We start from the raw sequence: 26073 nt of genomic DNA, 5'->3' as shown, positions 1-26073 counted from the left end.
GGTCAGCCGAATCCGGCCGGCGGCCCACCGCGACGCTCCGGAAATTCCGCGAACCCGGCACCGCGTCCCGGTGAGCAGAAACCTCAGGCCACCCAGAAGATCGCGGCCGGCACCCTCGGTGAGGCGATGGCGCAGCGCGGCCCGCGCTCGACCGCGGCCAACCGGTCGGCTCCCGGTGGCACCGGCACCCGCCCCGGATCGGGTCCGGGCACCGGCGGACGCCGCGCGGTCGGCGCGGGTGCTCCCCCGCCGGGTCCGCCGCCGCGCAAGGGCAACGGCGGCGGTGACGGGCCGGGCGGGTCGGCGGGCAGGGGCCCGAAGACGAAGAAGAAATCGCCGTGGCGCATCGTGCGGCGGGTGATCTATGTCCTGGTGGCATTGGCGATCGTCGTGCCGAGCGCGGTCTTCCTGATCGCGTACACGACCGTCTCGATACCCCAGCCGGGCGATCTCAAAACCCCTCAGGTCGCCACGATCCTGGCCTCCGACGGCACCACGCAGATCAGCAGAATCGTTCCGCCGGAAGGCAACCGGACCGACGTCACCATCGACCAGATCCCGCCGCACGTGCGCAACGCGGTGATCGCGGCCGAGGACCGGGACTTCTACTCCAACCCCGGCTTCTCCATCAGCGGTTTCGCCCGCGCCGCGCGCGACAACCTGATGGGCAAGGACACCGCCGGTGGTGGTTCGACGATCACCCAGCAGTACGTCAAGAACGCCATGGTCGGCAATCAGCATTCGCTGAGCCGCAAGATGCGCGAGCTGGTGATCTCGGCGAAGATGGCGCGGCAGTGGAGTAAGGACGACATCCTCACCGCGTATCTGAACACCATTCCGTTCGGTCGCGGCACCTTCGGTATCGACGCCGCGGCCAAGGCCTACTTCGGCAAGTCGGTCGAACAGCTGACCGTCGAAGAGGGCGCGATGCTGGCCGCCACCATCAACCAGCCGTACGGCCTGGACCCGGAGAACAACCCGAAGGGCGCCGAACAGCGCTGGAACTACGTCCTCGACGGCATGGTCAAGGCCGGTTCCGTCCCGGCGGCCGAACGCGCCAAGATGGTGTACCCGAAGGTTCTGCCGTCCAGCGCCAACAGCGACGACAGCGAGAACAAGACCGCGGGCCCCAACGGCTTGATCAAGCGGCAGGTGCTCAGCGAGCTGTCCGAGGCCGGCATCAGCGATACCCAGCTGAACACCGAGGGTCTGCAGATCACCACGACCATCGATCAGAAGGCCCAGCAGGCGGCGATCGATTCGGTGCACAAGAACATGCAGGGTGAACGCGACGAGGTGCGGACCGCGGTCGTCTCGGTCGATCCGAAAACCGGTGCGGTGCGCGCCTATTACGGCGGCGACAACGCGACCGGCTGGGACTTCGCCAATGCCGGTCTGCAGTCGGGCTCGACGTTCAAGGTCTTCGGCCTGGCCGAGAACCTCGAACTCGGTAAGCCGCTGTCGACGATGTACGACAGTTCGGATCTGACGGTCAACGGCATCAAGATCACCAACGCCGAGGGTGAGACCTGCGGTACCTGCACCATCGCCGAGGCGCTCAAGCGGTCGCTGAACACCAGCTTCTACCGCATGGAACTCGATATGCCGGACGGTCCCGCGAAGATCGCCGCGATGGCGCACCGCATGGGCATTCCCGACACGATTCCGGGCGTGGGCCAGACCCTGACCGAGCCCGACGGCTCCGGCCCCAACAACGGCATCATCCTGGGTCAGTACCAGGTGCGACCGCTGGATATGGCCTCCGCGTACGCGACCATCGCGGCCTCGGGTGTCTATCACAAGCCGCATTTCGTACAGAAGGTCGTGACGGCCGACGGTCAGGTCCTGCTCGACCGCGGACAGGTCGCGGGCGAGCAGCGGATCTCCGCCGCCGTCGCGGACAACCTGTCGGCGGCGATGCAGCCGATCGCCGCCTCGTCCCGCAACCACGGCCTGGCCGGCGGCCGGCTGTCCGGTTCCAAGACCGGTACCACCCAGCTCGGCGACACCGGTCAGAACAAGGACGCGTGGATGATCGGCTTCACCCCGTCGCTGTCGACAGCGGTCTGGGTCGGTACCGCGGACGGTGTCGCGCTGAAGACACCCGGCGGGTCGATCATGTACGGCTCCGGCCTGCCGTCGGATATCTGGAAGGACACCATGGACGGCGCGCTCGAGGGCACGCCGAAGGAGAACTTCCCGAAGCCGGCCGCGATCGGCGGCCAGGCCGGTGTGCCGTCCTATTCGGCGCCGTACACCGCGCCGAGCACCACGCAGCAGGAGTACCAGCCGCCGGTCGTGGTGAAGCCGTCGCAGGTCGAGATCCTGCCGGGCATCACCATTCCGGTACCGGGCATCCAGCCGAATCCGCGCTCGCAGCCGCAGCAGAACCAGCCGCAGTCGCAAGACACCGGACCACTGCCGGGGCAACCGGTGGCACCCGCTGACGGATCCTCACCGACCACATCGAATTCCGGTGACACCAACGGCAATTCACGGTCCCAGCGTCCGGGCGCCGGCGCCGCCAACAGTACCGACGGGACAGGAGACGGGTACTCCAACAGTCACCGGTAGCCTCGGGTGGCGTGAGTGAACAACAGCCGGTGGCGGCCTCGACGTTCGGTGACGAAGGTGTCGAGACCGCCACCGGTTTCGTTTCCGCCGCTCCCCTGGCGGCGGATCGGCGATCGGCGGCGCGCCGGGACAAACCCAGCCGCACCGATTCGATGACCGCTCAGTTGAGCAGCACGATCGGCGGCCCGGTCGGCGACCACGCCCTGATCGGCCGCGCTCGCTTCTGGACTCCGCTGCGCATTCTGCTGGCCTTCGCGGTGGTGTTCCTCGCCCTCGGCTGGGCCGGTAAAGCCGGTTGCATTCAGCAGACGACCACCTCGGAGGGCCATCTCACCCTCGACTGGAACAACGGCCGCCAATACGTGGCTATGTGCTACTCGGATACGGTGCCGCTCTACGGCGCCGAACATCTCGACGAGGGCGCGTTCCCCTACAAGAAGAAGTGGACCGAGGTCGGCCCCGACGGCAAACTGCAGACCCGGTACATGGAGTATCCGGTGCTGTCGGGCCTCTATCAGTACCTGGCGATGGAGGTCGCCAATATCTGGATGTCGCTGCCGTTGCCGAAGGCGCTGTCGGTGGTGGTGTATTTCAACGTCGTCGCCGTGGGACTGGCGCTGGCCTGGCTGGTGACGGTGTGGGCGTCGGCGATGCTGGCGGGCCGCCGGATCTGGGATGCGGCGCTGGTGGCACTCTCGCCGCTGGTGCTCGTGCACATCTTCACCAATTTCGACGCGTTGGCAACGGCTTTCGCGGCCACGGGCCTGCTGGCCTGGGCCAAGCGGCGGCCGGTCCTGGCCGGAATCCTGCTCGGTTTGGGCGGTGCGGCCAAGCTGTATCCGCTGTTGCTGCTGGGCCCCATCGTGGTGCTCTGCCTGCGTGTCGACGGCCGTGACCGATTGCCGGGCCTGCGAGAACAGCTGCGGCGCAACGGCAACAACGCGGTGCGGGCCGTGCGCGACTACCTGGCCGGCGCGCGGATCAGCCCGCTGCGGGCGGCGCTGGTGACGGTGTTGTCGGCAATGTCGGCCTGGCTGGCGGTGAACCTGCCCATCGCGGTGCCGTTCACCGAGGGCTGGTGGGAATTCTTCCGGCTCAACAGTGAACGCCATGCCGATCCGGATTCGCTCTACAACGTGATCACCTCCTTCACCGGCTGGCAGGGTTTCGACGGTCCACTCGCCTCCTCCGATACGCCGACAGCGTTGAATTCGGTGTCACTGGCGCTGTTCGCGGTCGCCTGCGCGGTGATCGCATACATCGCGCTGACCGCCGCCCGCCGACCCCGCGTGGCACAGCTCGCCTTCCTGGTGGTGGCGGCGTTCCTGCTGACCAACAAGGTGTGGAGTCCGCAGTATTCGCTGTGGCTGGTGCCGCTGGCGGTGCTGGTCCTGCCGCACCGGCGAATCCTGTTGGCGTGGATGACGATCGACGCGCTGGTGTGGTTCCCGCGCATGTACTACTATCTCGGCACCGACGACAAGGGCGTCCCCGAACAGTGGTTCACCAGCGCGGTCCTGATCCGCGACTTCGCGGTCGTGGGCCTGTGCGCGTTGGTGGTCCGCCAGATCTACCGGCCCGATCAGGACCTCGTCCGAGCCGACGGCGCGGACGACCCGGTAGGTGGAATTCTGGACCGCGCGCAGGATCCGGCGCTGCCGTGGTTGCCGTCCGCCCTGCAACCCAGGCCGCCGTATCCGGCCGCTGGCGCGAACACCCGATCATGGGCGAGGATCGACACATGACCGCATTGAGCGAGCAGGCGACCACCTTCCTCGAGCTGCACCGCCCCGGCGATCCGGCGATTCTGCCGACCGTCTGGGACGCGTGGTCGGCGAATCTGGTGCAGGCGGCCGGGTTCGCCGCGCTGACCGTCGGCAGCCATCCGCTGGCGGATTCGCTGGGCAAATCCGATCAGGAGGGGATGACCTATCCCGAATCGATGGCCCGGGTCCGCGAGATCACCGCGGCGGTCGACATTCCTGTCTCGGTCGATATCGAATCCGGCTACGGCCTGAAACCCGCCCAGCTGATCGACGGACTGCTGGAGGCCGGCGCGGTCGGCCTCAACATCGAGGATTCGGTGCACAGCGAGGGCGGCCGCCTGCGCGAGCCGAGCGAACACGCCGACTTCGTCGCCGGACTGCGGCAGGCGGCCGATGCCACCGGTGTGCACGTGGTGGTCAACGCCCGCACCGACCTGTTCCTGCGCGAGGACCAGAACACCCCGGACCGGGTCGAGCGGGTGCTCGAGCGGATGCGGCTGGCGGCCGAAGCGGGCGCCGACGTGCTGTACCCGGTGGGTCAGCGCGATCCGGAGATCCTGCGCCGGCTCTGTGCCGAACTTCCGTTGCCGGTCAACGCCATCGGGCTGCCGGACCAGGGTGATCGCGCCTGGTTCGCCGAAGTGGGCGTTGCCCGAGTCAGTTTCGGGCCGTTCCTGCAGCGCGCGCTGAGCACCGAGGCGAACCGGCTGCTGCAGCGCTGGCAGTAATTCCGGAACCCCGGCACCGAATCGGGTCGGGTTCTGTGACAATGGAAACCGCCGATGCCCGCCGCAACGCCTGCCACGAAGCCCGAGATGAGCGAGCCGACGGTAGGCAACCGGGGCGGTCATCGGCGCTGTGATTCCGGTCAGGCCACCTGCTCGTCGCGGTCGATCCACACCGGGTAGTCGGTATAGCCATGCGGTCCCCGGCCGTAGAGACCGTCCTCACGCACCGGCGCCAGCGCTCGATCGTGCCGGATCCGCGACACCAGATCGGGATTGGCGATGAAGGCCCGCCCGAAGGACACCAGATCGGCCCGGCCGTCGGCGAGCAGCCGCTCGGCCGCCGCGGGTGCGGTCGGCGCGCGGTTCTCACCGATATTGGCGATCAGCGTGCCGTTCCAGCGCGGGCGCAGATCGGCGAGTGCCGGATAGTCGTCGTTGTCGGTGAGGTGCAGGTAGGCGAGATCTCGTCCGGCGAGTTCACCGACCAGGGCGCGGTAGAGCGGCGCCGGATCGGCCTCGTACATGCCGAACTGCGGATTGCCCGGCGACAACCGGATCCCGACCCGATGCGAACCCGCCACGGCGGCCACGGCATCGGTGACCTCGAGTGCGAATCGCATGCGGTTGACGATCGTGCCGCCGTATTCGTCGGTGCGCAGATTGGTGTTGTCGGCCAGGAACTGATGGACGAGATAGCTGTTCGCACCGTGGATCTCGACACCGTCGAATCCCGCCGCGAGCGCGTTGGCGGCGGCGGCCGCGTAATGTTCGACGGCCCTCGCGATCTCGGCGCGGGTCATGGCCCGAGGTTGTGGCGCCGGGGCCTTCCCGCCGTCGATCAGGTGGACCGGATCGTCGGCCGGTACCGCCGAGGGGCCGGCCGGCAGGGTGCCGTCGATCCGGGCCAGCGGATGTCCCCACCGCCCGCCGTGCATGAGCTGGGCGAAGATCCGCCCGCCCGCGCCGTGGACGGCTTCGGTGACCCGCCGCCACCCGGAGACGTGCGCATCAGTGGCCAGGCCCGGCACCCATGCCTCGCTCTGGCCGGTGGAATGCGGCCAGATCCCCTCGGTGACAATGAGTCCCGCGTCGGCACGCTGGGCGTAGTAGGTCGCCACATCGTCGGTGGGCGAGCCGTCGGGGTGGGAGCGCAGCCGAGTCATCGGCGCCATCACGACGCGATTGGGCAGGTGCAGGTGGCTTGCGTGATAGTCGGTCAGCAACAGCATGCGCGTACCGTAGAACCTGACATCAATGTTAGGTGCAAGGGAGAAACCGGTGCGCATCGGCGAACTGGCACGACGCACGGGCGTCAGCGTGCGGTCGTTGCGGTACTACGAGAGTCAGGGCCTGCTGGCTTCGTCCAGGACCTCGGGCGGTCAGCGCGAATACCGTGAGCAGGCCGTGGACCGCGTGGTTCGCATTCAGGAGATGTTCGCCGCGGGACTGCACAGCCGCACCATCGCCGAACTGCTGCCGTGCATCAACGACACCGACGGTACGCCCGCGCGGACCGCGACCCCGTGGCTCTCGGAAACCCTTGCCGCCGAACGCAAACGCATCGACGCGTGCATCAAGGATCTGGTCCGCACCCGCGAGGTGCTCGACGGCGTGATCAGCGCGGCACACGGCGAGCCGCAGTAGCGCCGGAGGCAGGCGCAACGCGCACCTCAGGCGGCCAGTCCCGGCCGGCGCTCCAGGATGGCGCCGGGCGCCGGCGATGTCGGCTCCCCGGCCACCGCGGCATCCGGGCGCTTTCCGGATCGGAGCGAGGCCAGCACCATCCCGAGCAGCCCGACGCCCAGTCCGGCAATCGTCAAGGGCCGCAATGGTTGTGCGATCAGCAACCAGGCCAGTCCCGCCGTGACCAACGGGGTGACGAAGAACAACTTGCCGACGCGAGTGGCGTCCCAGCGGCGCAGCATCGCATTCAGGAGCAGGAAGCACGCGACGGCGTTGATCGCCACCATCCACACCAGCGAGCCGGCGAATCGCAGCGGATCGGCGATGTGCGTATCCCCGCTCCCGAGCATGAAGATTCCCGCCACGGGCGCGCTGATCAGCACGTGCACAGCGGTATTCGTGCGGGTGTCGACCTGCGGCACGAAACGCTTCTGATAGACCGTGCCGAGGCTGAGCCCCAGAAGACCGGCCACGCACAGCACCAATCCCGTTGCGGAGAAATGCGATTGGTCGACAACCGCCAGTCCGACGCCGAGCCCGCCGATACCGAATCCGATCCACTGCCGCACGGTGACCGACTCCCCGAGCACGGTCCCGGCGAACAGTGCGATCACGACCGGATTCAATCCCTGCACCAGTGAGATCACCGCCGCGGACACATGGTCGGCCATGGCGCTGTAGAAGGCGCCGAACTGCACCATCTGCATGAGCAATCCGGCGACGGCCACATGCGCCAGTTGCCGGCCGCGCGGCCACCGCGCCCCGACGACGACGGCATACCCCGCCAAGACCAGTCCGGCGCAGGCGAAGCGGGCGAACAGCACCACCATCGGCGGCGCCGCGCCGACGCCGATGATGCCGGCGATGAACGCACTGCTCCACATCACGACGAAAGCCGCGGGTGCGGCCGTCTCCATCAGTCGCTTCCGCACGACGCCTCCCGAATAACCGCTTCAACTGGTTACCAACCCTGACATCGGTGCGACTAACCTGTCAAGGGGGTTACGATGACGAGGTGTTCACCTTCGTCAGCGGCAACGTGGCCCTGGATTTCGCCGGTACGGTCCAGGAGCGCAATGGCGGTTTCGTCGATCTCCTGACGGCTCCCGCCGCCCTCGACGAATGGCTGATCGCGGCCGGGTTACTGGATTCCGCGCCGCGGTGCGACGCGGCCGACCTGGCCCGGGCGGTCGAACTGCGCGAAGCGGTGTACCGCCTGGCCCTGGCCACCACCACCGGTGCGCCGTGGCGCGATGCCGACCGGGTGCTGGTCAACCGGATCGCCGACGGTCCGAAGCCCTCGATCGCCCTGCGCGCCGATGCCGGCGTGACCCGCCGCGGCGACTGCGATCACGCCCTCGCGCGCATCGCGACCGAGGCGATCGAACTCCTCGGCGGACCCGATCGCGATCGGATCAAGCAATGCGGCCGCGATACGTGCACACGCCTCTACCTCGACACCTCCCGCGCGGGTTCGCGGCGCTGGTGCGATATGACGCTGTGCGGCAATCGCGCCAAGAGCGCGTCGTTCCGCGCTCGCCGCGGCAAGCCGTAATTCAGCGGGTGGAAACGAGTTCGCGCGCGACCGGCGACACCATCGGCCGGTATCCGCGCGGGCGGGCGCGGACGAACGCGAAGAAGAAGAACACCAGCAGGATCGCGCGTCCCCACACCCCGAACTGCACGAGCTTCTCGTAGAAGTCCGCGCCCGTTCCGCTCCCCAGGGCGTGGAAGTAGCGGAAGACCCCGATGCCGAGCGCCAGATCGGCCAGCAGGTAGGCGCCGACCGCCGCCCACGGCACGTCGAGCAGGACGAAGAACGGCAGCACCCACAGCGTGTACTGCGGTGAGTGCACCTTGTGGAACAACAGGAATCCACACAGCATCGCCGCGCTCACGCCCACCCAAGGGTAGTAGCCGAGTGCGGGAAAACGCTTCCACCCCAACCAGATTGCGAGCGCGAACGAGACGACGACCAGGACCGGCGAGGCCGTCGCCACGACGTTCTGGAACGATGCCTCCCCGCTCTGTCCCTGCCCGAACATCGGCCGCAGACCCCAGTACCAGATGGAGTTGGTGGTGATGTCGGCCTGGCGCATCTGCTGGAAGGTGAACGAGGCCCGCCAGCCGTCGTAGCCGAGCAGAGCGAAGGGCAGGTTGATCGCCACCACCGTCACGATCGCCGCACCGGCGGCCGCGAACGCACCGGCCGAGTCGTAGCCGTGACGGGAAACATCCGGACGCTCGCCGAGGTCCGGCTCGCCGAGAAATATGTAGAGCATCAGCGGCAGGACGAAGATTCCCGGATACAACTTCAGGCAGAATCCGATGCCCAGCAGCACCGCCGCGACAATTCCCCTGGTGCGCAACGAATATCGAGTCAGCGTGGTCATCACGTAGACCGCGCCGACGGCCGTGCACACCACCGGAAGTTCCCAATTGTGGAACGCGTAGAGCACCAGCGGCGGCCCCACCGACCACAGCAGCGCGACCGCACCCGACATCCGTCCCAGCATCCAGGCGGTCAGCAGGGCGAACGGCGCCAGCAGCAGTGCCGAATGCAGCAGAAAGCCGGCGTCGTCGTGCACCCCGGCCGCACCGAGCCACATCAGCAGTCCGCTGAGCACCGGATATTCCACGGCGCCACCGGTCAGCGTGCCGTCCGGGGTGATACCGCCGCCGACGTACGGAAACAGATGTTCGTCGATGCCGCGGCCGATCCAGAGGAATTGGATATCGGAATAGCAGACCTCGGCATCCTTGATGCGATCGAAGATCAGACTGCGCCCGTCGCCGTCGAACGGCGCGCCCGCGCAGCGAGCCTTGTTGAGATAGGCGAAGATCAACGTGACGGCGCAGGCCAGCACCGCGGCCGCGGCCGCGACCCGGCCGGTTGCGCGCGCCCGGACTATCGCATCGGCCACGCGGCCACCTCCGCAGCCACCCCGTCGCCACCGCCGGAGTTCCCACGATCGGCGGATCGAATCGGCATGTCCACCACGATAGGTGGGCTACCCCACCGACGGCGATATTCATCGGGAAGGAGACCCATTTCGCACCCGGTGCCCCGGATTCGGGTCCGGACCGGCCGTTCATGTAGCCTTGTCGGGTTGCTGACGCAACGACCCCTCCTGCCACGGAAAGTCCGTGGCCGTTCACAGTCCACAGGAGGTGATGGGTTCCCGTGCGTCATTACGAAGTGATGGTCATCCTCGATCCGAACCTGGACGAGCGCACTGTCGGTCCGAACTTGGACAAGATGCTCAGTGTGGTCTCGCAACAGGGCGGCAAGATCGACAAGGTCGACCTCTGGGGCCGCCGCCGGCTGGCCTACGAAATCGAGAAGCGCGCCGAGGGCATCTACGCCGTCGTCGACCTGACCGCCGAACCGGCCACGGTCAGCGAGCTCGACCGTCAGCTGGGCCTGAACGAGTCGGTGTTGCGCACCAAGGTGCTGCGGCAGGACAAGAAGTAAGACCCCTGGCATACCTGCCGGAAAGCAAACCGCACTTGTCGTTGCCTGGCCTTAGGCTCTAGCGCAACAGGCGAGTGCACAGCTGATCGCACCGGAGACCAGGAGGAACCATGGCAGGCGACACCGTAATCACCGTCATCGGCAATTTGACGGCAGATCCGGAACTTCGATTCACGCCCGCGGGCGCGGCGGTGGCCAATTTCACCGTCGCCTCGACTCCCCGGGTGTTCGACCGTAACGCCAACGAATGGAAAGACGGCGAGGCACTGTTCCTGCGCTGCAACATTTGGCGTGAGGCCGCGGAGAATGTCGCCGAAAGCCTGACCCGAGGCGCTCGCGTCATCGTGAGCGGACGGCTGAAGCAGCGCTCCTACGAAACCCGCGAGGGTGAGAAGCGCACGGTCGTCGAACTCGAGGTCGACGAGGTCGGTCCCTCCCTGCGCTACGCGACCGCGAAGGTCAACAAGACCTCGCGCGGCGGTGGCGGTGGTGGTTTCGGCGGCAATTCCGGCGGCAGTGGTGGGGGCTTCGGCGGCTCCAACGGTGGCAGTCGCGGCGGACAGAGTTCCGCCGGCGACGATCCGTGGGGCAGCGCTCCCGCGGCCGGCTCCTTCGGAGGCGGCCAGATGGACGACGAACCGCCGTTCTGAACGGCTCACATATCGGGGCCCGCGGTACGCGGCTCCCAGGCAAACGGAGTGAAGACCCATGGCCAAAGCACCGGCACGCGAAAAGGTGCTGAAGAAGAAGGCTTGCGCGTTCTGCAAGGACGACAAGAAGGCGAAGAAGGACGGCTCGGGCACCGGCGCCGTCATCGACTACAAGGACACGGCGTTGCTGCGCAAGTTCGTCAGCGACCGCGGCAAGATCCGCGCCCGCCGCGTCACCGGAAACTGCGTGCAGCACCAGCGGGACATCGCCGTCGCGGTGAAGAACTCTCGCGAGGTCGCGCTGCTGCCGTACGTGTCCACGGCTCGCTGAGAACGGGAGGCAGACGATGAAGCTGATTCTGACTGCTGATGTGGACAACCTCGGTGCGCCCGGCGACACCGTGGAGGTCAAGGACGGCTACGGCCGTAACTACCTGCTGCCCCGCGGCCTGGCGATCGTCGCCACCCGCGGCGCCGAGAAGCAGGTCGAGGGCATTCGCCGGGCGCAGGACGCCCGTCGCGTGCGCGACCTGGACCACGCCAAGGAGCTCAAGGCCGCGATCGAGGGCCTGGAGGGTGTGTCCCTGTCGGTGAAGACCGCCGGCACCGGCAAGCTGTTCGGTTCGGTCACCACCGCCGATGTCGCCGGCGCGGTCAAGGCCGCGGGTGGTCCGGTGCTCGACAAGCGCAGCATCGAGCTGCCGAAGTCGCACATCAAGAGCACCGGCAAGCACAACGTCACCGTGCACCTACACCCCGACGTGATCGCCAAGTTCGACCTGCAGGTTGCTGCCGCGGAGTGACCTCCGCCCCGCTGTCCGCAACGGCACTCATCGGTTCGCCGATATGCCCGATCCGGCCGACGGGTCACAGTTCATCGAAGACCATCCCCGTGGTTACCGCGGGGATGGTCTTCGCCTGCGCGGATTCTCCGGCCGACAGGCCCGTATACGCCTCTTGTCGCGTTTCGGACCGGAATCGGATCCGACACGATAGAGTTGCGAAAGATTTGCTAGTTGGTGACGGTGGGCATCGGATCCCGCCGGCGACAGCTTCTGCGCACTTTTTACCCAGCTCCTGGGGATTTGTGGACAAGTAGCCAAACCGACCATCTCGAATGTGATCTACGCCATAGCTTCGGAGAGCGGTGTTAACCCAACACGCCCGGCTGTTCATCTCGGGTGACACGCCGACGCTATTTCAATCCACATGTGGGAAATCGAAAAAACGCGTGTCCACCTGGTCACAGCTGCTACGCATACCGGGTTATCCCCAGTTGATGCACAAGGCCTACACAACGGTGGGTGAACTGTGCCCAGTTTATCCACAGCTGTTTCCACAGGACGGTTTGGCGATCCCCAACTCGGTCCCTTAGGTTCTTCCAGGCGCCGTCGTCACGCGCCGGTAGCACCGCGATTCTCGCTGTGGCGAATTCGTTAGCTACGGGCAGGTTCTCGATCATGTGGCGGCCGCCGCGACGGCCGGTGTGACATGTTCCGACGTGTCGGTACCCGGGCGTACAACAAGTCATCAATAGGGTCGAAGCCGGGTGGGATCAGGCCGGGTGCGATGAGAGAGGACGGTCGAGTGGCAGTCGTCGACGATCGCGGGCACTCGGATTACAACGATCAGCCCGGCGAGGATTTCGGTCGGCAGCCGCCGCACGATATGGCCGCCGAACAGTCGGTGCTCGGCGGCATGTTGCTCAGCAAGGACGCCATCGCCGACGTCGTCGAGGTCATCCGCCCCGGCGATTTCTACCGTCCCGCGCACCAGGCCGTCTACGACGCGATCCTCGACCTCTACGGCCGCGGCGAACCCGCGGACCCGGTCACCGTCGCCGCCACCCTGGACCGCCGCGGCGAACTCAAACGCATCGGCGGCCCGCCCTATCTGGTCACCCTGACCCAAACCGTGCCGACGGCGGCAAACGCCTCCTACTACGCCGAAATCGTCGCGGAAAAAGCGATTCTGCGGCGCCTGGTCGAGGCCGGCACGCGCATCGTCCAATTCGGCTACGCGGGCTCCGAGGGCCAGGACGTCGCCGAGGTCGTGGACCGCGCCCAGGCCGAGATCTACGAGGTCACCGAACGCCGGTCCACCGAGGACTTCCTGCCCCTGGAGGAACTGCTCCAGCCGACGATGGACGAGATCGACTCCATCGCCAGCCGCGGCGGCATCTCCCTCGGCGTACCGACCGGCTTCACCGAACTCGACGAGGTCACCAACGGCCTGCACCCCGGCCAGATGATCATCGTCGCGGCCCGTCCCGGCGTCGGCAAGTCGACCCTGGGAATGGATTTCATGCGGAGTTGTTCGATCAAGCACGGCTTGGCGAGCGTCATTTTTTCGCTGGAAATGAGTAAGACCGAGATCGTGATGCGTCTGCTGTCGGCGGAGGCGAAGATCAAGCTCGGGGATATGCGGGCCGGGCGGATGAGCGACGACGACTGGACCAAACTCGCGCGCCGGATGAGCGAGATCAGTGAGGCGCCGCTGTTCGTCGACGATTCGCCGAACCTGACCATGATGGAGATCCGGGCCAAGGCGCGGCGGCTCAAGCAGCGCCACGATCTGCGGCTCGTCGTGGTGGACTACCTGCAGCTGATGACATCCGGTAAGAAGGTCGAATCCCGCCAGCAGGAAGTCTCGGAATTCTCCCGAAGCCTGAAACTACTGGCCAAGGAACTGGAAGTTCCGGTGGTCGCCATCAGTCAGCTGAACCGTGGTCCCGAACAGCGAACGGACAAGCGCCCCATGGTCTCCGACCTCCGCGAGTCGGGGTGCATGCCGGCATCGACGCGCATCCTGCGAGCAGATACGGGTGGAGAGACCACGCTGGGAGAATTGCTGGCGAGCGATGAGCAACCGCTGGTCTGGTCGCTCGACGAACGCATGCGGATGGTCCCCCGGCCGATGGTGAAGGTTTTCCCCAGCGGCCGGAAAGAGGTGTTTCGACTTCGGCTCGCCTCCGGGCGCGAGGTCTCTGCCACGGGAAATCACCCGTTCCTCACCGTCGACGGATGGATTCCGCTCGAAAAGCTCAGCATCGGCGATCGGTTGGCGACACCGCGAATCGTCCCTGAACCGTTGCATACGGAGCGCCTTGCCGACGCGGAGGTTGTACTGCTCGCTCACATGATCGGTGACGGATCGTGCGTGCGGCGACAGCCGATCCGATATGCGAGCGTCGACGAGGAGAACCTCGCAGCGGTAACTACTGCGGCACAGCACTTCGGCGTGACAGCGGTTCGCGACGAGTACGCCGCTGCCAAGGTGACGACCTTGCGGCTACCCGCGCCGTACCGATTGGCACGCGGCAAGCGCAATCCGATCGCCGCATGGCTCGACGAACTCGGAATATTCGGGCTGCGCAGCTACGAAAAGTTCGTTCCCGAGCGAGTTTTCGCCCTACCGAACGATCAGATCGCACTTTTCCTGCGGCACCTCTGGGCGACCGACGGGTCCGTGCGCTGGGACGCGAGAGGGAAACAAGCGCGCGTTTACTATGCGTCGACCAGTCGGCGGCTTGTCGACGATGTCGTTCAACTGCTCCTGCGCCTCGGCGTACACGGACGCGTCAAGCGAGTGCGCAAGCCTGGCTATCGCGACTGCTGGCATCTGACCGTAGACGGCTCCGAGAATCAGACTGTCTTTCTCCGCGATATCGGTGTTCACGGTGGTCGTGGAGTTGCCGCGAAAGCAGCACTTCTCGAACTCGAGCCGATGGTCCGCAATACGAACGTGGACACCGTGCCGAAGGAGATCTGGTCTCAGGTCCGAACGCTCCTGGCTACGAAGAACATGACCCACCGCGAGTTTTCGGCAGCGATGGGCTCACGCTTCTGTGGATCCACCATGTGGAAACACTCACCCAGCCGGTCTCGGCTGGCTCGCGTGGCGGAGGTACTCGAGGACGTCGATATCGAGATGTTCGCGACCAATGACGTGTTCTGGGATCGAGTTGTCGAAATCACCAGCCTGGGCGAGCAGGACGTCTACGACGGCACCGTGCCCGGCACACACAACTTCGTGGCGCAGGGTATTTCGGCTCACAACAGTCTGGAACAGGACGCCGATATGGTGATCCTGCTGCACCGCCCCGACGCGTTCGAACGCGACGACCCGCGCGGCGGCGAAGCCGACCTGATCCTCGGCAAACACCGAAACGGCCCCACCGCGACGATCACCGTCGCCCACCAACTCCACCTCAGCCGCTTCGTGGATATGGCGCGCGGGTAGCGGGGAGCCGTCGCGGCCAGGCGATGTGGTCGACCGAGAGCCATGGGGCGGTGGCGACGGCCGAGGTGGTCATTCCCGCGAAGTCGGCGATGTCGCGATGGAGATGGGACTGGTCGACGAAACCGGTTTCGGCGGCGACCCGGGCGGGGCGGTGGCCGGCGGCGAGTCGATGGGCCACGTGGTCGAACCGCACCAGCCGGGCGCTCTGTTTGGGCGTGATCCCGATCTGGGCGCGGAAGCGCGACCACAGCCGCTGACGGCTCCAGCCGACCTCGGCCGCCAGTGGTTCGATCCGGGCGCGGCCGCGGCTGTGCGTCAGTCGGCGCCAGACGAATTCGACCTCCGGATCCACCTCCGGGCCGGTGGCCAGGCGCCGAGCGAGTGCGGCGTGCGCGATCGCGAAGCGCGAATCCCACGACCGCGCGGCACGCAGTTGCTCCTGGACGCGCGCAGCATCGCCACCCCAGAGTTCGCCGAGCCCGACCACCATCCCGTTCAGTTCCGCACCCGCACCGAGCACCGTGTGGGCGACCACGGGAGAGAGCCGGATCTGCAGGAGGTCGACGGCGCGACCCGAGCCCCGCAGCGCGCCCCGGGGCAGGCCGACCACGAGGGGGCCGCCCGTGCGCGCACCGCTCACACCGTCGACGACCAGCGCGTCACCGAAATCGACGAAAACCGTCAGCGCCGGATACGGGATCATCTGCAAGGCGACCGTTTCGCCGGCCCTTCCCCGGAACCCGGCCATGCTCACGCCCGGCATGCCGCGCCCGGCCGGGACCGCGAGGTCCATCACGGCACCGGCCAGCACCACCGGCTGCACAGGCATGCCGCCATGGTACGAGCGATTCGCACGAGCGGCCCGGTGTGGCGAATTCAGTTCGGGCGGTACCGCGCTCGCAAGTGGAAACGTTCGCCCTGGGGGCCGAGGATGCTGAGGAATTCGACCGCGCGGGCGTCGGCGTTGCCGAACCAGTGCGGGAGGTGGGTGTCGAATTCGGCGACCTCACCGGTACCGAGAACCAGGTCCTGATCACCGAGCAGCACGCGCAGCCGGCCGTCGAGCACATACAACCAGTGGTAGCCCTCGTGCGAGCGCGGCGCCGGCTCACGGTGGCTGCCGCCGGCGGGCAGGATCTGGCGGAATACCTGCAGACCACCGGGATTGCGGGTCAGCGGGATGACGGTCATGCCGTCGCGTGGGAACGGTTGTGGATACACCCGGGGGTCACCGCTCGCCGGGGCGCCGACCAGTTCGTCCAGCGGAATCCGGTAGGCCCGGGCCAGTGCCAGCAGTTGTTCGAGGCCGGGTTTGCGCTGCCCCGACTCGAGCCGCGAGAGGGTGCTGACCGGAATCGCTGTCCCGGCGGAGAGCTCGGTCAACGTCCGGCCGCTGCGGCGGCGCAACTCGCGCAGCCGTGGTCCCAGCGCCGCCATTACCGGTTCGAACCCGTCGTCCACGCGTTCACCGTGCCCAGAGCACAACCCTCGGCGCAAAGAAATTTGCCGGATCGTCAAAGCGGCGGTTCTCGCGATGGGGCGGAAAACCGCCTTATCGCCGCGGCCGGCCTCCGCGTTTACATGCCGCGGTTCAGATCACAGAACTGTTCCGGCTGGTAACGCTCGCCATGCGGTTCCCGACACCTCTCGTGACACACACGGCCCGTCGGGGGGCCTGTCCCGCTTTCTTGTCGGACCGAATTGGGGATCAGGACATGGCTCTTCGCGAGTTCATCAAACGGCACCGCATAGCCTCCGCGGCCGCCGGACCAGCAGTTTTGGGGGTGGCGGCCATCGTCGCGGCCTCGTGGGGGCTGATGGCGACGCCCGAGACCCGCGATACGCGGCTCACCTCGTCGGTCACCGAATGTCATGACATGGTGACCATCTCGGTGGCCGGTCGCAACGACAGCCCGGACCCGAACAAGACGGCCATGCTGGTCGACGCGAACGGCAACGCGCTGCCGGCGGCGCTGTCGGGTGACTACAGCAGCCACTGGGTCGATCCGGTGGTGAACGCACCCGCCGACAAGGTGGATCCGGGTTCCTACGCCGCGGTGTACATCGCGTATCCGGCCAACATGAGCACCTACGAGCAGGCCGTCGACACCGGTGTGGCCAATGCCGAGAAGGTCATGCACGACATCGCGCAGGCCTGCCCCGACACCAAGTTCTCCATCGTCGGTTACAGCGAAGGCGCCGACGTCGCGCGCCGCGTGGCCATGGGAATCGGCCACGACGAGCCCGGCGCCGACGGCAAATACGATGTCGTCGACCCGAAAAACGTTCTGGGCGTGGTGATTCTGGCCGATGCCGGCCGCACCGCGGGTGACGGCCCATTCCCCGGCGCCCAGGACCCGAACCATCCCGACGGCTTCGGTCAGAACTACCAGAACGGCAACAAGCCGATCTCCGGACAGGGCGCTCTGCCGGACCAGGCCGGCGACTTCGGCGCGCTGAACGGCAAGGTTGCCTCGTTCTGCTCCGAGGGCGACCTCACTTGCGCTGCGCCGCAGAACATTTCGCTGCTGCAGCTGGCCGCCAACGTGGGCCGGCAATTGAACGTCGACAACTTGCAGAACGAGGGACTGACGCCCGCGACGGGTCAGGATGTGGCGGTCACACTCGGCCGGATCGCGATGAACGCCTTCTCCTACATCGCGTCGCAGCCGAATTGGATGGCCAGTAACGAGACCTTCCTGCAGGTGCTGCTGAAGGTCTCGGAACCGGGCTACAAGCCGGGCGACAATCCGCCCGCACCCGCTCCGGCACAGTCGATTTCGACCGAGCAGATGGCGCCGCTGGCGTATCTGCCGCAGAAGGTTCTCAACGAGATCATCGGCCTGATCGTGACCAACCAGAACACCATCCCGGTGATCATGAGTGATCCGTACCAGCTGACCCTGGGGCCCAACGGCACCGGCCACCACTTCGACTACTGGCGCGACTCCGATGCCGCGAACGGCAAGCCGATGACCTCGGCCGAATACGCGGCGGCGTGGCTCACCCACCTGGCGCAGCAGGCGCAGGCGGGCCAGCAGGTCGACACCAAGTCGCAGCCGACCCAGGCCGACGTCCAGGCGGCGTACAAGACCGTCCAGGACAGCAAGGCGGCCGACGCCAAGGCGGCCACCACGACGAGCCCCGCGGCCACCACCACCCCGCCGGCCACCACCACCCCGCCGGCGACGACGACCGAGACACCGACGACCACCGGCACGGCGCCGACCACCACGACGCCGGCCCCGGCCACCACGACCACGACCGTCGCACCGGCAGAACCGCCGGCTCGCACCCAGGTCGCGGCCCCGGTCGAGACCACGGCACCGACGACCACCCAGCCGACGACCACCCAGCCGACGACGACGCAGCCGACCACCACGTCGGCGGCACCGACCACGACGGCCACGAAGTAGGCGAGCGCGGCGGTAGTCACCGCAGGTGAGCCGGCAGCGGCCGGGCCCGTAGCGACGGGCCCGGCCGTTTCAGTTGGCCGCTCGCTCGGCGCGCATCGCGGCCGCGGTCAGTTCGACGGATCGGACCCGGTCGGCGATATCGGTGGCGTGGTGGACGAGGATCAGCTCGTCGGCGCCGATCGAGGTGGCGAATTCGTCGAGGTGGTCGCGTACTTCGTCCGGAGTGCCGGCGGCGGTGTAGCGCGTCATCGAGGCCAGCTGGGCACCGTTGGGCGAGGCGAGGAAGGCGTCGATCTCCTCGTCGGTGAAGGTCGCCGTGCCGGCGCCGCGGGAGATCATCATGCGGGCGCGGGCACGGTAGGAGACGGTCTTCTGCTCGATCGCCTCGTCGTGCGTCTCGGCGGCGAAGACGTTGATGCCGGCCATCACATACGGTTCGGCGAGCTGCTCGGAGGCCTGGAACTTCTCGCGGTAGACCTCGACCGCCTGGTGGAACGCATCCGGCGCGAAGTGCGAGGCGAAGGCGTACGGCAGGCCGAGATGCGCCGCGAGCTGTGCGCCGAACAGCGAGGAACCCAGAATGTAGAGCGGCACAACGCCTTCCGCGCGCGGCACCGCCTGTACACCGGGGATGCGCGACTGCCCGCTCAGATATCCCTGTAGTTCGAGGACGTCCTGCGGGAACGAGTCGGCCGAGTGCGGATCGCGGCGCAGGGCGAGCATCGTCTTCTGATCGCTGCCGGGCGCGCGGCCGAGGCCGAGATCGATGCGGCCGGGGAACAGCGTTTCCAGGGTGCCGAACTGTTCGGCGATGACCAGCGGGGAATGGTTGGGCAGCATGATGCCGCCCGCGCCGAGCCGGATGGTCTCGGTGTGTTCGGCGACGTGGCCGATGAGCACACTGGTGGCGCTCGACGCGATGGAGCGCATGTTGTGGTGTTCGGCGTACCAGACACGCCGATATCCGCTGCGCTCGGCGGCCTGGGCGAGGGCGACGCTGTTGGCGAAGCTCTCGCGGGCGGTCGCGCCGGGGGCCACCGACGCCAGGTCGAGGATGGACAGGGCGGTGGGCACAGTCGCGGTAGGCATGGTCGCTGCCTTTCGTATTCGGAGTGCGCGGATCAGAGCACGCGGTGTAGTCGGTCGGTGAAGTGCCGGATGCGGGCCTCGTCGCGGCGGTAGTAGGTCCACTGCCCGCGCCGGGTGGCGATGAGGAATCCCGCGCGCTGCAGTACCGCCAGATGGGCCGAGATGGTCGAGGCCGACGTTCCGGCCCGCCGCTGGATCAGTCCGACACAGACGCCGAGTTCGGCCGAATCCGGTTCCAGCTCAGCGAAATTCGCGTGCGGCTCCTTGAGCCAGTGCAGGATCTGCAGCCTGGTCCGGTTGGCCAGGGCCTTGCATTCCTCGAGCATCTCGCATTCGGCCTCGTTCAGCTCGGCGAGGTCTTCCACGCGAACCGATCCGCTGTCGCGCACATCCACCATCCTTCGGCATTTCGCTAATTAACGAATTTAGGCGCCGACGGGCGGCACGGCACTGTGTCGCTGGTCACTCGGGTCGCTGATCACCCCTGTCGCAGTGGCTCCGGTGCCGCCGGCGACTGCGACGGTTCCGCCGCCCTGTCCACGTCGGTGTATCCGCCTCGGAACAGCAACAGAGGCGTGGCCAGCAACAACACGCCCGCCACGGCGAGTGCGGTGCGCGGGCCCGCGAGTTGGGCCAGCACACCCCAGAGCGCGGTGAGTATCGCGGTGGTGGCCTTACCGGTGATCGACCACGCGGTCAGCACGCGTGCGACCGATCCGGATTCGGTGTGCCGCAGGCGGGAGGTGGCCATCACCGGATTGAAGATCCCGATGCTCGCGATGAGGCCGGCCTCGACGACGATCACCAGTATCAGGCCCCCGAGACCCGCGGTGATACCCGCCAATCCGATCGGCCAGCAGGCCCGCAGACTGCCCGCGACCAGGATGATCCGGCGTTGCCCGTACCGCCGCACCAGCCGGGACGACAGCCGGGAGCCCAGCAGGCCCGCCAGGCAGGGGATTCCGAACGCCAACCCGTACTGCCAGGCTGGAAAGCCGAGGCGGCCGAGCATCAGCACGGCCACGACCGGCGCGGTCGCCATGATCAACCCGTTCACCGCGACCGAGTTGAGAAACAGCGGTCGCAGCACCGGATGTGTGAGCAGACAGCGCCAGCCCGCGAACAGATCGGCGGCGCGGGTGCGCGCGACCCTCCCGCGATCCGGCTGTGGTTCGCCGGCGCGGATCGAGCCGAGCGCCGCGGCGGACAGCAGATAACTGCACGCATCCGCGAGGACGGTCGTGACCGGGCCGAACAGACCGATCGCGGTGCCGCCCAGCGGCGGTCCCAATGCGGTCGCGGTCCAGGTGGTCGATTCGAATCTGCCGTTGGCGACGAGCAGATCCTTCTGCGGGACAATACTTTTCAGGTAGGCGCCACTCGCCGCGCGGAAGGCGATATCGGCCGCGGCCATCACGACCGAGACGATCAGCAGTTGCGCGTAGCCGAGCACACCGCAGGCGAAGGCGAGCGGAATACTCAGCATGGCAGCGAACCGCAGCAGATCCGTCGCGACCATCACCGGACGCTTCGGGCGGTACTCGACCCAGGGACCGAGCGGGACGGCGAGCACGACGCCGACCGCCAATCCGGCGGCGGCCAAGGCGGAGACCGCACCCGGTTCGGCGTGCAGCACGCGGATCGCGATCAGCGGTAAGGCATCCAGGGCCAGGCAGGTGCCGAAGGTGCTCACCGCGTAGGCGGTCCAGAGCCGGGTGAACGAGGTGCCCAGCGAACGATTCGTCATCGAGGTGATCGAAGCAATCGGTGCGGGCGCCGCGCAAACAACCGACACGCACTCCGCCACAACCGCCGGTTGTATCGCGGTGGCACGGATCGGCGGCTGTGACCACGACGTTCCTGCCCATCGGGATCTTCGGTGACGCGTGGGCGCCGAACGCTTACCGTGAGCACAGACGAGTGCTGGGAGTGTGCGGTGACGGACTGGAACGAAGAAGTCGATGTACTGGTCGCGGGTTCGGGTGGCGGCTTGGCCGGCGCCTATACCGCGGCGCGGGAGGGACTTTCGGTGGCCGTGGTGGAGGCGACCGAGAAATTCGGCGGCACCACCTCGTATTCCGGCGGCGGCGGAGTGTGGTTTCCGTGCAATCCGGTGCTGCAACGGGCCGGGGTGGACGACACCTTCGAGGACGCGCTCACCTATTTCCGCGCGGTCGTAGGCGATCGGACGCCCGCCGACCTGCAGGAGACCTATATCCACAACGGCGCCCGGGTGATCGAATACCTGGAGAGCGACGACAGTTTCGAATTCCAGATGTTCCCGTGGCCGGATTATTTCGGGGCGGCGCCCAAGGCTCGCACCGACGGTAAGCGGCATATCGTTCCCGCACCGTTGCCCGCCGCGACTCTCGGGGACCTGGCCACCGCCGTACGCGGACCGCTGGGCACCGACCGGCTGGGCGAGCCGCAGCCGAAATATCTGATCGGCGGCCGCGCCCTGGTCGGGCGGTTCCTGCTCGCGCTGTCGAAATTTCCCGACGTCTCGTTGCAGCTGAACACCCCGCTCGTCGAACTGGTCACCGAGGACGGCGCGGTGGTCGGCGCGATCGTGGAACGTGCGGGCACGCGGGTCGCGATCCGGGCCCGCAAGGGAGTTCTGCTGGCGGCCGGCGGTTTCGAAGGCAACGACGAGCTGCGCCGGCGCTTCGGCGTGCCCGGCGAGGCTCGCGACACCATGGGGCCGTGGGGGAATCAGGGCAAGGCGCACGAGGCCGGGATGGCGGTCGGCGCCGATACCGATCTGATGGATCAGGCGTGGTGGTCGCCGGGAATGATCCATCCCGACGGCCGTGCGGCCTTCGCGCTGTGGTTCACCGGAGGCATCTTCGTCGACCGGGCGGGGCAGCGTTTCGTCAACGAATCCGCCCCCTACGACCGGCTGGGCCGCGACATCATCACGCGCCTGGACGAGGGGGCGATGACACTGCCGTTCTGGATGATCTACGACGACAGTGCCGGCCCGGTGCCACCGGTGCAGGCCAGCAACGTCCCGATGGTCGACCACGAGGAGTACGTGTGCGCGGGGCTGCGGCACAGTGCGGCGACGCTGGACGAACTCGCCGAGAAGATCGGTATTCCGGCGCAGGCGCTGGTGGAGACCGTGGGCCGGTTCAACAACTTCGCCGACCGCGGCGTCGACGAGGATTTCGGCCGTGGCGACGAGGCCTACGACCGCGCCTTCTCCGAGGGCAAGTCGCCGCTGGTGCCGCTTCGGAAGGGACCTTTCCACGCCGCGGCCTTCGGCATCTCCGATCTGGGCACCAAGGGCGGGTTGCGCACCGATACGGCCGCGCGGGTGCTGAACGAATCCGGCACACCGATTCCCGGGTTGTACGCCGCGGGCAACACCATGGCCGCGGTGAGCGGGACCGTCTATCCCGGCGGCGGCAATCCGATCGGAGCGTCGGTGCTGTTCAGCCATCTGGCCGCGCTGGATATGGCCGGACGCTGACCGTCAGTTCCCGCTGGTTCCGGGGCGGGCCCGCACATGGGCGCGCTCGCCCTGTTTGCCGAACAGACTGAGGAATTCGACGGACCGTTCGTCGGCCGGGCCGAACCAGTGCGGGACCCGGGTATCGAATTCGGCCGCCTCACCGGGAGACAGCACCAGGTCGTGTTCACCGAGGATCAGGCGGAGGCGGCCGTTGAGGACGTACAGCCACTCGTAGCCCTCGTGGGTCTGCGGATCGGGTTCACCGCGGCGGTTCTCGGGGTGGATCACCATCTTGTAGGCCTGAATGCCGCCCGCGCGCCGGGTCAGCGGCAGCATGGTCATACCGTGGCGGGTGATCGGCCGCAGATGGATACGCGGATCGCCGGTGGGCGGGGCGTCGACGAGTTCGTCGAGGGTGACGCCGTGCGCTCGGGCCAGGGGTAGCAGCAGTTCGAGGGTCGGTTTGCGGGCGCCCGATTCCAGCCGGGACAGGGTGCTCACCGAGATACCGGTCGTCGCGGACAGGTCGGCGAGCGTGGTCCGGCGTTGTTGTCGCAGCGCGCGCAGCCGTGGGCCCACGGCGTCGAGCGCGCGGTCCAGGTGGTCGTCCATGACCCCAGTTTGCCATTTCAGCAAAGATGTTTGCCAGTTTTGAGGTCTGTCGGGCACGGTGGTCGCCAGGAGGTGGTCATGATGACCGATGAGCTGAACAGCAATTACGACGTGGTGATCGTCGGCGGTGGGGCGGCCGGGTTGAACGGCGCGTTGATGCTGGCGCGGGCCCGCCGATCGGTGGCGGTGGTCGACGCCGGCGCGCCCCGCAACGCCCCGGCCGACGGGGTGCACGGACTGCTCGGCCGGGAGGGGATGCCACCGGCGGAACTGCTCGCCCGCGGCCGCACCGAGGTGCGCGGCTACGGCGGGCACATCGTGTCGGGTGAGATCACCGGCGCGATCCGCGAGAACGGCGAATTCCAGCTCGAACTCGCCGACGGGCGGAGCGTGCGAGCGCGCCGGCTACTGGTGACCACCGGATTGATCGACGAGCTCCCGGATGTCGCGGGCCTGCGGGAACGCTGGGGTCGCGATGTCGTGCACTGCCCCTACTGCCACGGCTGGGAGGTGCGCGACCGCAGGATCGGCGTGATCGCCAACGGTCCGATGTCCGTTCACGGTGCGTTGCTGTTCCGGCAGTGGACCGACGATCTCGTCCTGTTCACCCACACCACGGACGCACCCGGCGCCGAAGCGGCGGAGAAACTGGCCGCGCGCGGCATCGCGGTCGTCACGGGGGAGGTGGCGGCATTGGAGATCGCCGGCGGCCACATCACCGGCGTGCGGCTCGCCGATGGGACGGTGGTGGCGCGCGAGGTGATCACCGTCGGCCCGCGCATGGTCGCGCGGAGCGAAACCCTTCGCAAACTCGGACTCGAACCCGTCGAACATCCTTCGGGCGCAGGCGAATACATTCCGACGGACGCGATGGGCCGCACCGACGTTCCGGGCGTATGGGCAGCGGGCAATGTCACCGACCTGAGCGCGCAGGTGGGTGCGGCGGCCGCCGCGGGCGCCTTCGCGGCCGCACAGATCAATGCCGACCTGGTGGAGGAGGAGACCCGCCGGGCCGTGGAGCGCCACCGGCGCGGATTCTCCGCCGACGATGAGAGCGCCCTGACCGAGCGCGTCCTCGGCGATCGGCGGCACGGCCTGTGAACTCGCACCCCGGCGAAGGAGTCGACATGAACGGCAGTGATACGACGGGCGGGCACGCACATCACGAGCACAGCTCCGGCGGACGTGAATTCGACCGGCACTATTGGGAACAGCGCTATCACGGTGCCGGTTCGGCCTCCGCGAGCGAACCCAATCCCCACCTCACCGGCGAACTCGCCGGCCTGCCGCCCGGCACGGCCCTGGACGCCGGCTGCGGCGAGGGGGCGGAGGCGATCTGGCTGGCCGAACGCGGCTGGCACGTCACCGCCGTCGACATCGCGGCGGCGGCCGTCGCGCGCGGGCGGGAGAAGGCCGATCGGGCCGGTCACGACGTCGCCGACCGGATCGTCTGGCACGCAGCGGATCTGACGGAGTGGGACGCGGGCGTCGACCGTTTCGACCTGGTCTGCGCCTGCTACGTGCATCCGGTCGATTCGAACGACGCCCTGTTCGAGCGCCTGGCCGCCGCAGTGGCACCGGGCGGCACGCTGTTCATCGTCGGCCACGCCCCCGGCGACCACGAGTCGGCCGCGCACACCTCCGCTGCCCATGTGCACGTCACGGCCGAACAGATCGCCGCCGGATTGGCGCCGGATCGCTGGGATATCCGGTTGGCCGAGAGCCGGACGCGGTCCGTCGTTCGTCCGAGCGGCGAATCGATCACCATGCAGGACAGTGTGTTCCGCGCCCGGAGACGTTGAGTGCTGCCGAATCAGCGGCGCTCGTGGAGCAGGAGCAGGCCGTAGGCGGCGATGGTCTGCGAGTCGGTGATTTCGCCGGTGCGGATCATCCGTTCGACGGTGCCGCGGTCGAACCACCGCGAGCGCATGTCCTGTTCCTCGGGTTCACGGTCGGGTTCGCCCGCGGTGAGGCCGGTCGCCAGATAGGCGTGGCCGCGCTGGGCGAGTGTGGCCGGGGCGGCGTCGAGGATGCCGAGGTGGGTCAGGTCGGCGGCGCGCAGGCCGGTCTCCTCGCGCAGTTCCCGGCGGGCGATCTCCACCGGGTCGCCGGACTCGCCGCCCGGCAGCGCACCCGCCGGGAACTCCCAACACCGTTGTCCCAGTGGATATCTGAACTGTTCCACCAAATGCAGCCGATCGCCCTCCAGCGGCACCACCACGGCGAATTCGGCGCGGTGCACCACGCCGTAGATGCCGGTGGAGCCGTCGGCGCGGCGAATACTGTCCTCGCGGACCTCGATCCAGGGATTGCGATACACGATGCGGGAGGTGAGCGTCCTCATCCGTCCGCCTCCCGGTGCTGCGTCGAGGTGGCCATGCCGC

The 26073-nt window shown here is 67.6% G+C and carries 24 protein-coding genes; 14 read left to right on the top strand and 10 right to left on the bottom strand.

All coding sequences use genetic code 11. The annotated features are described in order from the left end of the window. Positions 1–126: 126 nt before the first annotated feature. From NK1_RS13945 to NK1_RS13935, 3 genes are read left to right on the top strand one after another with little or no spacing between them, the layout of a single operon-like run. Positions 127–2574, top strand: a complete 2448-nt coding sequence (locus NK1_RS13945) for a transglycosylase domain-containing protein (protein WP_063008954.1) — start codon at positions 127–129, stop codon at positions 2572–2574. Positions 2575–2603: 29 nt separating this feature from the next. Next, on the top strand, positions 2604–4319 hold the full coding sequence (locus tag NK1_RS13940; RefSeq protein WP_063008953.1) for a glycosyltransferase family 87 protein: 1716 nt from the start codon (positions 2604–2606) through the stop codon (positions 4317–4319). Further along, positions 4316–5068, top strand: coding sequence for an isocitrate lyase/PEP mutase family protein (locus tag NK1_RS13935; RefSeq protein ID WP_063008925.1), 753 nt, complete (start codon positions 4316–4318; stop codon positions 5066–5068). The genes NK1_RS13940 and NK1_RS13935 overlap by 4 nt, the downstream gene beginning before the upstream one ends. Positions 5069–5208: 140 nt before the next feature. On the opposite strand, the gene NK1_RS13930 is transcribed toward NK1_RS13935, so the two are convergent. Continuing rightward, entirely contained in the window at positions 5209–6297 is a 1089-nt protein-coding gene (locus NK1_RS13930; protein WP_063008924.1) for an alkene reductase, read from the bottom strand. 49 nt (positions 6298–6346) lie between these two features. Here NK1_RS13930 and NK1_RS13925 point away from each other — a divergent pair, with 49 nt between their 5' ends. After that, a complete protein-coding gene (locus NK1_RS13925) occupies positions 6347–6712 on the top strand; it encodes a MerR family transcriptional regulator (RefSeq protein WP_063008923.1) in 366 nt (121 codons plus the stop codon). Between the two features lie 26 nt (positions 6713–6738). On the opposite strand, the gene NK1_RS13920 is transcribed toward NK1_RS13925, so the two are convergent. Then, on the bottom strand, positions 6739–7683 hold the full coding sequence (locus NK1_RS13920) for a DMT family transporter (protein ID WP_245660484.1): 945 nt from the start codon (positions 7681–7683) through the stop codon (positions 6739–6741). Between the two features lie 83 nt (positions 7684–7766). Between NK1_RS13920 and NK1_RS13915 the strand changes: the two genes are divergently transcribed. Further along, complete coding sequence (locus NK1_RS13915) at positions 7767–8306, top strand: CGNR zinc finger domain-containing protein (protein ID WP_063008922.1); 540 nt, start codon at positions 7767–7769, stop codon at positions 8304–8306. Position 8307: 1 nt separating this feature from the next. Here the strand turns inward: NK1_RS13915 and NK1_RS13910 are convergent, their stop codons facing one another. Further along, positions 8308–9675, bottom strand: coding sequence for a glycosyltransferase family protein (locus NK1_RS13910; RefSeq protein WP_439955940.1), 1368 nt, complete (start codon positions 9673–9675; stop codon positions 8308–8310). Between the two features lie 260 nt (positions 9676–9935). Between NK1_RS13910 and rpsF the strand changes: the two genes are divergently transcribed. From rpsF to NK1_RS13885, 5 genes are all read left to right on the top strand, one after another. Then, positions 9936–10226 carry a 30S ribosomal protein S6 gene (gene rpsF / locus NK1_RS13905; RefSeq protein WP_030514152.1) on the top strand — a complete coding sequence of 97 codons (291 nt, stop codon included), beginning with the start codon at positions 9936–9938 and terminating at the stop codon, positions 10224–10226. Positions 10227–10336: 110 nt separating this feature from the next. Then, entirely contained in the window at positions 10337–10876 is a 540-nt protein-coding gene (locus NK1_RS13900) for a single-stranded DNA-binding protein (RefSeq protein ID WP_036507149.1), read from the top strand. 58 nt (positions 10877–10934) lie between these two features. Beyond that, on the top strand, positions 10935–11207 hold the full coding sequence (gene rpsR / locus NK1_RS13895) for a 30S ribosomal protein S18 (protein ID WP_025353551.1): 273 nt from the start codon (positions 10935–10937) through the stop codon (positions 11205–11207). A 16-nt stretch (positions 11208–11223) separates the two neighbouring features. Beyond that, positions 11224–11679: a 50S ribosomal protein L9 gene (gene rplI / locus NK1_RS13890; protein ID WP_030514150.1), complete on the top strand. Its 456-nt coding sequence runs from the start codon at positions 11224–11226 to the stop codon at positions 11677–11679. 784 nt (positions 11680–12463) lie between these two features. After that, the gene (locus NK1_RS13885) at positions 12464–15118 is read left to right on the top strand and encodes a replicative DNA helicase (protein WP_063008921.1); all 2655 of its coding nucleotides are present in this window, start codon (positions 12464–12466) and stop codon (positions 15116–15118) included. Here NK1_RS13885 and NK1_RS13880 read toward each other — a convergent pair. After that, positions 15087–15947, bottom strand: coding sequence for an AraC family transcriptional regulator (locus NK1_RS13880; RefSeq protein ID WP_063008920.1), 861 nt, complete (start codon positions 15945–15947; stop codon positions 15087–15089). The two genes, NK1_RS13885 and NK1_RS13880, sit on opposite strands and share 32 nt — an antisense overlap. A 47-nt stretch (positions 15948–15994) precedes the next feature. After that, entirely contained in the window at positions 15995–16555 is a 561-nt protein-coding gene (locus tag NK1_RS13875) for a helix-turn-helix domain-containing protein (protein WP_063008919.1), read from the bottom strand. 278 nt (positions 16556–16833) lie between these two features. Here NK1_RS13875 and NK1_RS13870 point away from each other — a divergent pair, with 278 nt between their 5' ends. Continuing rightward, positions 16834–18534, top strand: coding sequence for a cutinase family protein (locus NK1_RS13870; RefSeq protein ID WP_063008918.1), 1701 nt, complete (start codon positions 16834–16836; stop codon positions 18532–18534). A 69-nt stretch (positions 18535–18603) separates the two neighbouring features. On the opposite strand, the gene NK1_RS13865 is transcribed toward NK1_RS13870, so the two are convergent. The 3 genes from NK1_RS13865 to NK1_RS13855 all read right to left on the bottom strand — a co-directional run bounded on the left by NK1_RS13865 (position 18604) and on the right by NK1_RS13855 (position 21370). Beyond that, complete coding sequence (locus NK1_RS13865; protein WP_174552719.1) at positions 18604–19608, bottom strand: LLM class flavin-dependent oxidoreductase; 1005 nt, start codon at positions 19606–19608, stop codon at positions 18604–18606. A gap of 47 nt (positions 19609–19655) precedes the next feature. Next, the gene (locus tag NK1_RS13860) at positions 19656–20012 is read right to left on the bottom strand and encodes an ArsR/SmtB family transcription factor (protein WP_245660483.1); all 357 of its coding nucleotides are present in this window, start codon (positions 20010–20012) and stop codon (positions 19656–19658) included. An 89-nt stretch (positions 20013–20101) separates the two neighbouring features. After that, complete coding sequence (locus NK1_RS13855; protein ID WP_063008916.1) at positions 20102–21370, bottom strand: MFS transporter; 1269 nt, start codon at positions 21368–21370, stop codon at positions 20102–20104. Positions 21371–21559: 189 nt separating this feature from the next. Between NK1_RS13855 and NK1_RS13850 the strand changes: the two genes are divergently transcribed. Beyond that, entirely contained in the window at positions 21560–23095 is a 1536-nt protein-coding gene (locus tag NK1_RS13850) for an FAD-binding protein (RefSeq protein WP_063008950.1), read from the top strand. Positions 23096–23098: 3 nt separating this feature from the next. Here NK1_RS13850 and NK1_RS13845 read toward each other — a convergent pair whose 3' ends face one another. Beyond that, a complete protein-coding gene (locus NK1_RS13845; protein WP_063008915.1) occupies positions 23099–23689 on the bottom strand; it encodes a helix-turn-helix domain-containing protein in 591 nt (196 codons plus the stop codon). A gap of 81 nt (positions 23690–23770) precedes the next feature. Here NK1_RS13845 and NK1_RS13840 point away from each other — a divergent pair, with 81 nt between their 5' ends. Together NK1_RS13840 and NK1_RS13835 are read left to right on the top strand one after the other, a co-directional pair. After that, positions 23771–24790 carry an NAD(P)/FAD-dependent oxidoreductase gene (locus NK1_RS13840; RefSeq protein WP_063008949.1) on the top strand — a complete coding sequence of 340 codons (1020 nt, stop codon included), beginning with the start codon at positions 23771–23773 and terminating at the stop codon, positions 24788–24790. 26 nt (positions 24791–24816) lie between these two features. Continuing rightward, positions 24817–25491 (top strand): class I SAM-dependent methyltransferase, encoded by a 675-nt coding sequence (locus tag NK1_RS13835; protein WP_063008948.1) that lies wholly within the window; start codon positions 24817–24819, stop codon positions 25489–25491. Positions 25492–25502: 11 nt separating this feature from the next. Here NK1_RS13835 and NK1_RS13830 read toward each other — a convergent pair whose 3' ends face one another. Continuing rightward, a complete protein-coding gene (locus NK1_RS13830; protein ID WP_063008914.1) occupies positions 25503–26033 on the bottom strand; it encodes an NUDIX domain-containing protein in 531 nt (176 codons plus the stop codon). Between the last annotated feature and the right edge of the window lie 40 nt (positions 26034–26073).

Origin of the sequence: Nocardia kruczakiae NBRC 101016 (genome assembly GCF_001612965.1) — a bacterium.
In the GTDB taxonomy this organism is placed as follows: Bacteria; Actinomycetota; Actinomycetes; order Mycobacteriales; family Mycobacteriaceae; genus Nocardia; species Nocardia kruczakiae.
This window is presented reverse-complemented; position numbering and strand designations above follow the sequence as displayed.